This window comes from Oceanispirochaeta sp. M1, from assembly GCF_003346715.1.
Classification (GTDB): domain Bacteria; phylum Spirochaetota; class Spirochaetia; order DSM-2461; family DSM-2461; genus Oceanispirochaeta.
Map to the genome: position 1 here is coordinate 1 of NZ_QQPQ01000103.1, position 2697 is coordinate 2697.

The window sequence follows — 2697 nt, forward strand, 5'->3', positions numbered from 1 at the left end:
TGTTTGTTGCATACTGAAATAGGACGAAGTTGCAAAGCAAATTCCCCAAAGTTGCAGACCGGAATTCCCCACTTTTGCAGAAGTTGAAAAGAGCGGGATTGATGCAAGTTATATCCTTGTACTATGAATCATTCATAGTTACAGGGAGAACAAGGAGGATGCTGAAGATGACGGAGATTAGCAACATCAGAAACCTATATTTTGAAGAAGGGAAAAGCATTACTGAGATTTATCGAATTACAGGCAAGGACAGGAAAACAATAAGAACTTATATTGAGAAGGAGGATTGGAATATAGCGGGTGAACCCCTAAAATCTGAAAGTACCTTTACCAAGCTCGACCCATATAAATCAGAGATTGACAGCTGGCTCACCGATGATAAAAAGGCTAAGAAAAAGCAGCGGCATACTGCAATGCGAGTGTTTAACAGACTTATAGAAATATATGGTGATGATTTTGACTGTTCATACCGTACCGTTGCCGGATACTTTTCCGTGAAGAAAAAAGAGATTTTCAATGGAGAAAAGGGATATATACCCCTGGAACATATTGCCGGTGAAGCCCAGGGAGATTTTGGTGATGCTGACTACTATGAAAATGGAAAGAAGTATAGCGGAAAATATCTTAACCTCTCTTTTCCACACAGCAATAAAGGATATTTCCAGTTATTCAAGGGAGAGAACCAGGAATGCCTGTTTGAGGGTCTGCTAAATATCTTTGAGCACATAGGTGGAGTACCACCCAAAATATGGTTTGACAATACCAGTACCATAGTAAAAAGGGTGTTGAAAAATGGTGGACGGGACTTAACTGATGACTTTCTAAGGTTTCAGACTCACTACAATTTTGAATCCGTTTTTTGCAATCCTAACGCAGGTCATGAAAAGGGAAATGTCGAAGGGAAAGTGGGTTACCACAGAAGAAATATGCTCGTGCCGGTACCTCGGTTTAACAGTCTGGCATCATTCAACGTAGCACTGCTTGAGAAGTGTGAAGAAGATGCGATGAGAAAACACTACCGCAAGGATTCCAACATCGAAGAGCTTTTTTCTGCCGATAGATCGGCACTACTGCCCATGCCCAGAACGCGGCTTGATGTCAGTAAATACAGAACCGTTAAAACCAACAAATACGGCAGGTTCTATCTGGGAAACGGTCTTCATGAATATTCCATTTCCCCCAGGTATTCAGGGGAATCTGTCCGTGTGAAGATCACGGCAAACGAAGTGATACCCCTAGACGATAGCTTAAGAGACATTGTGAAGCATGAAAGGCTCTATGGAAATCATAAACAGCAGAGCATGAAGTGGTTACCTTACCTGAAACAGCTCTCCAGACGCCCTGGAGCATTAAAATACTCTGGGATATACCAATTACTCCCTCCAATAATGAACACCTACCTCGAAAGATGTGATAAAGCCGGAATTGGTCAAGTTCTACAAATGATTGCCACATTAACCGAGTTAAGTGATTTTGAGAGTGCAGTGAAAACTGTTGAAAATGCTCTTGATTATGAAGTAATCGATACTGACAGTTTGCTCAATCTCCATAACCGTATTCATGGAGACTTTGTAGAACTGCCAGCGTTGAAACTTTCTGAAAATGTTCCTGTAATGGCCGGGCTCTCCACAGATATGAGTATCTATGACCGGAAACTTAAGAGTTCAGGAGTTTTGGTATGATATCTGAAGTTGCCGATTGCTGTAGAGAACTAAGACTGAGCCATAACATCGTGGATATGGCCGAAACAATTGAGGCAGAAAATCATGTAGATTTTTTAGTACAGCTGTTTCGTTCAGAACTGAAACATAGAGAAAACAAGAGAATCGACAAGCTGATGAAAAACGCCGGATTCTACAGCCTGAAAGACTTTGATGGGTTCAGATTTGACGAAGTGACACTACCGTCTTTGGTTACCCCGGAATACCTGAAGAACTGTAATTTTCTAGAGACTAAATCCAATATTGTTATGTATGGCAACGTTGGAACCGGCAAGACATATTTGTCCACTGCTATTGGAGTGGAGGCCTGCAAGATGGGGATTGAAACTCGTTTTTTCAGAACTGCCGCTTTGGTTAACAAGCTGTCTGAAGAGAAGAAAAAAGGGACATTATCAAAGTTCATGAAGCAGATCCTGAAATCAGAGCTTCTGATCCTGGATGAATGGGGATATGTCCCACTTGACCGCATGGGTGCCCAATTATTATTTGAAATTATATCTGAGTGCTATGAGCGGAAATCATTGATCATCAACACCAATCTTGAGTTCTCGAGATGGGTTAACGTCTTTTATGACGAGCAAATGACAAGTGCGATTGTTGATAGGATTCTGCATCATTGTCATCTGTTATTGTTTGAGGGGCAAAGTAATCGGATCAAGGAATCCGGACTGCGGGAATAGGAGAAAACAAAAATGGTTCTAACAAAAAAGTATCTTAAAGAATATCAACTCAGCACACGGCAGGAAATCCCTGAGACCATAAAAAAAGACTTGCTTTTGCAATTAGGGAAGCCTTTCATGGACGACGATGGACATGTTCGTGAATACTCTGAACAGGACATTTATGAGCAGGTCAGGAAGGCTGTTCATAAGCATATTAAGGAGGTAAATTTCTGACTAAATTGCACATGAAATTCCCCACTGGTTAGTGGGGAAAAATAATTGCAATAATGGGGAATTTTCACTTGCAAAAAACA

3 protein-coding genes are annotated in these 2697 nt (G+C 41.1%); all 3 read left to right on the plus strand.

Features of this window, described 5'->3' with window-relative positions; translation table 11 throughout:
* Positions 1 to 167 precede the first annotated feature (167 nt).
* From istA to DV872_RS25880, 3 genes are read left to right on the plus strand one after another with little or no spacing between them, the layout of a single operon-like run.
* A complete protein-coding gene (istA, locus tag DV872_RS25870) occupies positions 168 to 1682 on the plus strand; it encodes an IS21 family transposase (RefSeq protein WP_370446666.1) in 1515 nt (504 codons plus the stop codon).
* Positions 1679 to 2401, plus strand: a complete 723-nt coding sequence (istB, locus tag DV872_RS25875; protein ID WP_114632867.1) for an IS21-like element helper ATPase IstB — start codon at positions 1679 to 1681, stop codon at positions 2399 to 2401. Before istA ends, istB begins: the two co-directional genes overlap by 4 nt.
* Positions 2402 to 2413: 12 nt before the next feature.
* Positions 2414 to 2617: a hypothetical protein gene (locus DV872_RS25880; protein WP_114632868.1), complete on the plus strand. Its 204-nt coding sequence runs from the start codon at positions 2414 to 2416 to the stop codon at positions 2615 to 2617.
* The last annotated feature ends 80 nt before the right edge of the window (positions 2618 to 2697 follow it).

Bases quoted from the DNA above. Each gene is read 5' to 3' on its own strand.
- istA (WP_370446666.1), top strand. From the start codon at position 168: ATGACGGAGATTAGCAACATCAGAAACCTATATTTTGAAGAAGGGAAA.
- istB (WP_114632867.1), top strand. From the start codon at position 1,679: ATGATATCTGAAGTTGCCGATTGCTGTAGAGAACTAAGACTGAGCCAT.
- DV872_RS25880 (WP_114632868.1), top strand. From the start codon at position 2,414: ATGGTTCTAACAAAAAAGTATCTTAAAGAATATCAACTCAGCACACGG.